7 protein-coding genes are annotated in these 7430 nt (G+C 58.9%); 6 read left to right on the top strand and 1 reads right to left on the bottom strand.

Annotation, left to right across the window (positions count from 1 at the left end; translation table 11 throughout):
• Positions 1–626: 626 nt before the first annotated feature.
• Positions 627–1748 (bottom strand): NADH:flavin oxidoreductase, encoded by a 1122-nt coding sequence (locus C5750_RS18390; RefSeq protein WP_105735365.1) that lies wholly within the window; start codon positions 1746–1748, stop codon positions 627–629.
• Positions 1749–1848: 100 nt separating this feature from the next.
• On the opposite strand from C5750_RS18390, the gene C5750_RS18385 reads away from it, so the two are divergent.
• The 6 genes from C5750_RS18385 (at position 1849) to C5750_RS18360 (ending at position 7417) form a co-directional block, all read left to right on the top strand.
• A complete protein-coding gene (locus C5750_RS18385) occupies positions 1849–2268 on the top strand; it encodes a winged helix-turn-helix transcriptional regulator (RefSeq protein ID WP_105735364.1) in 420 nt (139 codons plus the stop codon).
• Between the two features lie 143 nt (positions 2269–2411).
• On the top strand, positions 2412–3767 hold the full coding sequence (locus C5750_RS18380) for an LLM class flavin-dependent oxidoreductase (protein ID WP_105735363.1): 1356 nt from the start codon (positions 2412–2414) through the stop codon (positions 3765–3767).
• A gap of 28 nt (positions 3768–3795) precedes the next feature.
• Positions 3796–4677, top strand: a complete 882-nt coding sequence (locus C5750_RS18375) for an ABC transporter ATP-binding protein (RefSeq protein WP_105735442.1) — start codon at positions 3796–3798, stop codon at positions 4675–4677.
• Between the two features lie 4 nt (positions 4678–4681).
• Positions 4682–5755: an ABC transporter substrate-binding protein gene (locus C5750_RS18370; protein ID WP_105735440.1), complete on the top strand. Its 1074-nt coding sequence runs from the start codon at positions 4682–4684 to the stop codon at positions 5753–5755.
• 31 nt (positions 5756–5786) lie between these two features.
• On the top strand, positions 5787–6632 hold the full coding sequence (locus C5750_RS18365) for an ABC transporter permease (RefSeq protein WP_245421160.1): 846 nt from the start codon (positions 5787–5789) through the stop codon (positions 6630–6632).
• On the top strand, positions 6629–7417 hold the full coding sequence (locus tag C5750_RS18360; RefSeq protein ID WP_105735362.1) for an ABC transporter permease: 789 nt from the start codon (positions 6629–6631) through the stop codon (positions 7415–7417). The genes C5750_RS18365 and C5750_RS18360 overlap by 4 nt, the downstream gene beginning before the upstream one ends.
• The last annotated feature ends 13 nt before the right edge of the window (positions 7418–7430 follow it).

Genomic DNA, 7430 nt, shown 5'->3' with positions numbered 1-7430 from the left:
GTTGCAGGGGCGTGATCGCATGGGCCAAACCGCGCCGCTTGGCCGGCAAACAGCGGTGACACCGCCGGAAAACCCGCCATGTACAAACTCGCAAGTCACAAGAAAACGAACAGTTATATATGCCGATGATGGGTGAAACGGGGATGGGGAGAGGGTGGAAGAGTTAAAGCGGAGAGGGCAGGGGACACCGGAAAACCTTCAAAACCAATGCTGTACAGCCGAGCAGAACTACAAATACTGTGATAAATCGGTAGATGGACGGCCGCAGACCCAGTCAGGCCGGACGGGAACGTAAACCTGGATAGTTCCAGACTTATCCACGAGCCTCTCACCACAATCCAAGTCAGCAATGAAGAAGCTAAGGCTGATCTAATTGCGTAATAAGACGAAGTTCATAACAAAAACAATGGAATAGTCTCGACAGACTAGAGTTCGTTGAGGTCTCCGCTCACCCAAGAACCGAGTGGATAAGTGAAAACATTCACAGTGAGGGAAACCAGACACGTTGGGGCGCCAGACACTTTCACAGTGTCGTCATGTGCCTGAGCGAGGCCCTCGATCTCAACCGGCTGTCAAAGCCATGATGCGTTTGCGTCATGGCTTTGATGATTGGTGTGGCTGGTGGCTTATGCCAGTTCCAGCATTGCGGCGGGGCTAAAGCTTTTCAGGTTCTGCGTGTCGCCATCGCGAACTTTTCTGATCCACAAGGGATCGTTCAAAAGGGCGCGGCCCACGGCGATCAGGTCAAACTCTTCGCGTTCCAGACGGCGCACCAGTTTGTCCAGGCTCTCGGGCTGGGAGCTTTCACCGCCGAAAGCAGCCAGGAATTCACCTGATAATCCCACGGATCCCACACTGATGGTGGCTGCGCCCGTCAGTTTCTTTGCCCAGCCTGCAAAGTTCAGGCCCTCGTCGCCGTCGATTTGCGGAAACTCGGGCTCCCAGAACCGCCGCTGCGAAGCGTGAAAGATGTCCACGCCTGCCTCGGCAAGGGGCACGAGCCAATCGGCCATCTCGCCCGGTGTTTCCGCCAGCCGGTAGCTGTAATCCTGCTGCTTCCATTGGCTGACGCGCAGGAGAACAGGGAAATCAGGGCCAACAGCATTGCGGACAGCCTTGACGACCTCGGCCGCAAATCGTGCCCTTTCCTTGAGCGTCGCTCCGCCAAAATGATCCGTTCGCTTATTGCTTCCTGCCCAGAAGAACTGGTCTATGAGATAGCCGTGCGCCCCATGGATTTCGACCACATCAAAACCCAGCCGTTTGGCGTCGGCGGCTGCCCGCGCGAACGCAGCGATGGTATCGGCAATGTCTTCGTCCGTCATGGCATTGCCGCGCGGTTCACCGGGACCGACAAGACCGGAGGGGCTTTCAACCGGTGATGGCGGACGCCAGTCCGTCGTCGGATGAGACGTTGATCCGGTGTGCCAGATCTGCGGTCCCATTTTGCCGCCCGCAGCATGCACTTCTTCGATGACGTGCGCCCATCCCTCCAAGGCCGCTTTGCCATGAAAGAACGGAATATCCGGGTGGTTTTTGGAGGCGGGGCGGTCAATCACCGTTCCCTCCGACAGGATCAGTCCCACTTCGCCTTCAGCACGGCGGCGATAATAGGCGGCCACATTGTCGCCGGGGACGCCGCCGGGGGAAAATGTGCGCGTCATCGGCGCCATGACGATGCGGTTCTGAAGTTCCAGTGATTTGATCTTGAATGGCTTGAAGAGAGCAGCCACGTGCGGTGCAGACATTGATAGGTACTCCGGTTGTGTTGAAGTACTGAGGTATATATTGTAAACCTAGTGTCAATAAGGCACTTAATGTAGATCAGGTATACAGGAGGAAACCACCATGACCGAGAATCGAAACACGGTGTGCACGGTTCACGGTTCCAGCCGCCTTCTGCTCGATCAGATCGCGGACAAATGGTCTGTGCTCATTCTGTCGTTGCTCTGTGGCAATCCCCTGCGTTTCAACGAAATAAAGCGCCGCATCGACGGCATCACACAGAAGGCACTCGCCGAAGCTCTGCGGCGATTGGAACGAAATGGAATGGTATTGCGGCGTGTCATTCCCATCTCTCCGGTTGCCGTCGAATACAGTGTCACGCCGCTCGGCCACACGCTGAAGGAACCATTTGGAGCTTTATGCACCTGGGCGCTGGAGCATGAACACGAGGTTGAACAGGCGCGGCGATCATTCGACCAGCGTGCAACCGGCAGTGCACCCCAACTTGCCGGCGAGCGCGCCATGAAGGCGGTTGCCGACTGAACGATACCGGCTGGAATTTCTCTGGGGTTTTTACCGCATCGGCACAATAAACCCGAAACCTCCTGATTTAAAGAATACCATTTCTGTCGAGATTAAAACGCGGCGGTTAGGCTTCCAGCTTCATTCTTGATCCTGGAGCATCCATGACCAGACGGACAGACCAATTGAGTTTGGGGGCCTTTCTCTATCCGACAGGGCACCATATCGCCGCCTGGCGGCACCCGCAGGCACAGGCCGATGCCGGGTCGAACTTCGCACATTATGCGGAGCTGGCGCGGATCGCGGAAGCAGCCAAGTTCGACCTGATCTTCATGGCCGATGGTGTCGGTACGCGCGGGACGGACACCGAAGCGCTCAGCCGCACAGCTATCCGTTACGTCGCGCAGTTCGAACCGTTGACGCTTCTCTCGGCGCTCGCTGCGCTGACCGAGCGGGTCGGCTTCGTCGCGACGGCTTCCACCACCTATAACGAACCCTATCACATTGCCCGGAAGTTTGCTTCGCTTGATCATATCAGCGCAGGCCGTGCCGGCTGGAATCTTGTGACCTCGGCGAGCGAAGATGAAGCGCAGAATTTCAACCGTGACCATCATGTTGCCCATGCCGAGCGCTATGAGCGCGCCGAGGAATTTGCCGATGTCGTGCGCGGGCTCTGGGATACCTGGGAAGAGGACGCATTCCTGCGCGATAAGGATAGCGGCATCTACTACGATCCAGCCAAGCAGCATCTGCTCAATCACCGCGGCAAGCACTTCAAGGTTCGCGGGCCGCTCAACGTCGCGCGCGCGCCGCAGGGTCATCCGGTCATCGTGCAGGCGGGTTCGTCGGAACCGGGCAAGGATCTTGCCGCCCGCACGGCTGAAGTCATATTCACGGCTCACCAGACGATCGAGGATGCGCGCGCCTTCTACAGCGACGTCAAGGGCAGGCTTGCCCGTTTTGGCCGTTCGCCTGACGCTCTGAAGATCATGCCGGGTATTTTCCCGGTCATCGGCAAGACTGAGTCTGAAGCACGGGAAAAATTCGAACAGATCCAGGAACTCATTCATCCCGCGGTGGGACTATCGCTGCTGAACGGAATGGCGGGCGATGTCGATCTGTCGGCATATCCGCTGGACGGACCCATTCCAGAGGTCACGGAAACCAATGGCAGCAAGAGCAGGCAGAAGCTGCTGGTTGATCTGGCCCGCCGGGAAAACCTGACCATCCGCCAGTTGTATCTGCGCGTGGCAGGCGCGCGCGGTCATTGGCAGATTGTCGGAACACCCGAACAGATCGTCGACCAGATGGAAGAGTGGTTCATCACCGGCGCTGCCGACGGCTTCAACGTCATGCCGCCGCATCTGCCGGCCGGCCTTACGGACTTTGTCGAACACATCGTTCCGGAGTTGCGCCGCCGCGGCCTGTTCCGCACGGACTATGCTGGCCGCACCTTGCGCAGTCATCTCGGACTGCGCGAGCCGCTGCATCCGGCGCATGCGGCCGTTGCCGCCGAATGAAACGATTGACAGCGAAAGAGGTGGCGTCATGACCAGCCCTGCTCATCTGAAAATCCGCAATGTCACCCGGCGATTCAACGTCAATGGCACGGCGCTCACCGCGCTTGACGATGTCAGTCTTGATATCAAGGCGGGTGAGTTCGTAACCATTGTCGGGGCGAGCGGCTGCGGCAAGTCCACCCTGCTGCGCCTCGGTGCAGGCCTTGATGTCGAACATGACGGCGTGATCGAGCATGGAGGACGGCGCGTTGACGGCCCCAGCCTTGACCGGGGGATCGTTTTTCAGGAGCCGAGGCTTTTCCCGTGGCTGACCGTCGAGCGCAATGTTTCACTCGGGCTGGAGAATGCGGCTTTTTCCAAGGCGGAAAAGCGCGAGCTGGTGAGCGAGCAGATCGCGCTTGTGGGCCTGTCGGGTTTTGAAAAAGCCTATCCGCATCAACTGTCTGGCGGCATGGCACAACGTGCCGGGATTGCCCGCGGTCTCGTCAACCGGCCGGATGTGCTGTTCCTGGATGAACCCTTCGGAGCGCTGGATGCCATTACCAAGGCAAGGCTGCAAGGCGAGCTGCAGCAGATCTGGGCCGCGGAAAAGATCACCATGGTGCTGGTGACCCATGATGTCGATGAGGCCGTCTATCTGGGAGACCGGGTGGTGATCATGTCGCCGCGCCCGGGCAGGATCCGGCAGATTGTACCGGTGGATTTACCGCATCCGCGCGAGCGTACATCCCCTGAGCTCGCCGCCATCCGCAACGGGGTGCTCGATATTCTCAACGGCACGACCGGCGAAGCGCCGAAGCCGGTCACCCGGCCGTCTGCCGCAAGGCGACCCGCCGCGTCCGCCAACCCCATTCATGCCGCGCATCGCACCAAACCAGCACGGCCGGCTTTTTCCACAACGGAGATATGAATTGATGTTCTCAACGATTTTGCGGCGGACGGCTCTTGCCGTCTTCACCGTTTCCCTTCTGGCGGCGCCCGCACGTGCGGCCGAGCCTTTGACGATCCATGTCGGCTACGCGGCCATCGGCGTCGACAACCGGCCCTTCGCCGAGGGCACATCGGCTGCAACGGCGCGGGCTGGCGAATATCTTGAAAAGGAATTCGCCAACGATCCCAACATCAAGATCGAATGGTTCTTCTTCAAGGGGGCCGGACCCGCCGTCAATGAGGGGTTCAGCAATGATCAGCTTGACTTCGCCTATCAGGGCGATCTTCCGGCGCTGATCGGCCGGGCGAACGGTCTGAAGACCAGATTTCTCCTGGCCAGCGGGGCGCGCAAGCCGCTTTACCTCGCCGTGGCCAAGGACGCGGATATCAAGTCGGTTGCGGATTTGAAAGGCAAGAAAGTTGCCTATCAGCGCGGCACCAACGGCCATCTCTCGGCGATCAAGATACTGGAGGCCAATGGCCTGTCGGAAAAGGATATCCAGGTCATCAATCTCGACAGCGCCGGTACAGTCGCTGCGCTGACCAGTCAGGATATCGACGCCGCGTTCGGCGATACGCAGCTGATCAATCTTGCGGCCAAGGGCAATGCCAAGGTCATCTATACGACCAAGGGGCAGGATCCGCGCTATGGGCGCAATGCCGGTATCATTGCGCGGCAGGATTTCATTGAAAAGCACCCGGAGATCACGCAGCGCGTTGTCGATGCGTTCGTCAAGGCAGCGCAATGGTCATCCGACGAGCCGAACCGTGCCGCGCTGTTCGAGCTCTGGCACAAATCGGGGACACCGGTTCCCATTCTCGAAGACTATTTCAGCAACGATACGCTCGCTTATCGCAATTCGCCGCTGATCGACGGTCTCCTCGTCTCGCAATATCAGGAGCAGGGCGTCAAGGCGAAGGCGTTCGGGCTGATCCGCCGCGAGGTGAGCACGGATGGATGGTTCGAGCCGAAATATCTGAAAGCCTCGCTTGAAAAACTCGGGCTGCAGAATTTCTGGCAGGCCTATGGTGCCGACGGCAAGCCAGCCGGTTCCTGAACAGGCATAGCATTGGGTGGCAGACCGTAGCATGAGCAGCTTTACCAATATGGCCAGCAGCGCAACTGGCGCTGTCGGCAGCAACAAGACGGTTGGATGGAAAGGGTTGGCAAACCGGCGCGGCGCGCGGCGTGCCGCCATCGGCCTGATCCTGCCGGTGATGCTGGTTTTGTACTGGTGGCTGGCGTCAAGCCGCGGCTGGCTGCCCGAGCAGATCCTGCCATCGCCCGCCTATGTCTATACCACCGCCGTGGAAATGATTGTCTCCGGCGAAATTGCCTACCATGCGGGCATGAGTCTGCGGCGTGTCGTCTACGGATTTCTGTTCGGGGCGATGGCCGGATTATCCCTGGGCATGGCCATGGGGCTGTCCCGTACCGTCGATGACTATGTGCGGCCGCTCTTTCTGGCTTTTGCGCAGATCCCGACCCTGGGCTGGATTCCGCTGTTGATGCTGATTTTCGGTATCGGCGAGGCCTTGAAGATCATCGTCATTGCCAAGGGTGCGTTGGTGCCGATGACACTGAATACCGCGGCCGGCATTCGTTCGGTTCCCGCAAACTATGTCGAAGTCGGCCGTGCCTTGCGGTTCAGCCGCCTGCAGACGTTGCGCCTGATCGTTCTGCCGGGTGCTGCGCACTCGATCTTTACCGGCGTGCGCTATGGTCTGACGCATTCGTGGACCGCGCTTGTCGGCGTGGAACTGCTCGCATCGTCGGAAGGGCTTGGCTACCTTTTGGTGTGGGGACGCCAGATGTTCTGGCTCGATGTGGTGATCGTGGCGATGATTGTCATCGGTATCGTCGGCTTTGTGATGGACAAGGGATTTGATCTCGCCGAAAGCTATCTGCAGCGCTGGAAGAGAGGCGAGGCATGAGCGTGCTGGCTGCCTTGCGCACGCAGAATGCCGTGAAGATCAGGCGCGGATTGACCTTGCCTGTGCTGCTGCTGATCTTCTGGGAGGCGGCAAGCCGCAGCGGTTTGGTCGATGCGCGTTTTCTTCCCTCTCTGGAAGATGTTTTCCTCACGGCAAAGCGGGAACTTGTCGATAACAACCTGTTCGGTGAGCTTGCCGCCAGCCTGTTTCGCAACATCGCCGGGTTCGTCATCGGTTCGGCCATCGGGGTTGTGTTCGCCACCCTTTTGGCGTTGTCGCGATGGGCCGATGCGCTTGCCACCCCCTCGTTCAACGGGTTCAAGCAAATATCCCTTCTGGCCTGGATACCGCTGATTTCCATCTGGTTCGGGTTCGGCGAACAAGCCAAGATTGTATTTGTTGCCATTGCCGCCTTCATTCCGGTTGTTCTGAATACCTATGAGGGAATGCGCAATGTGCCGGGCGATCTGATCGAGGTTGGCCGTGCGTTGAAATTTACGCCGGTGCAGCGTGTCACCCGCATCTTCCTGCCCGCCGCCATGCCGTCGATCGCCACTGGCGTTCATCTCGGCCTGATCTATTCCTGGCTGGCAACCGTTGGTGCCGAGTATTTTCTTGCCGTTGGCCCCGGCATCGGCGGATTGATTATTGCTGGACGCGAGCGGTTTGATATGGCTCTGGTCATGGTTGGCGTCATCATCCTCGGCCTTGTCGGCTTTCTCCTCAACCGGCTTGCTGCTGCCGGTGAAGCCTATCTCCTGCGCTGGCGCGTCACGGCGCATTGAATTTTGGCTCTAC

Source organism: Phyllobacterium myrsinacearum, assembly GCF_002980555.1.
GTDB classification, from domain to species: domain Bacteria; phylum Pseudomonadota; class Alphaproteobacteria; order Rhizobiales; family Rhizobiaceae; genus Phyllobacterium; species Phyllobacterium myrsinacearum.
This window is presented reverse-complemented; position numbering and strand designations above follow the sequence as displayed.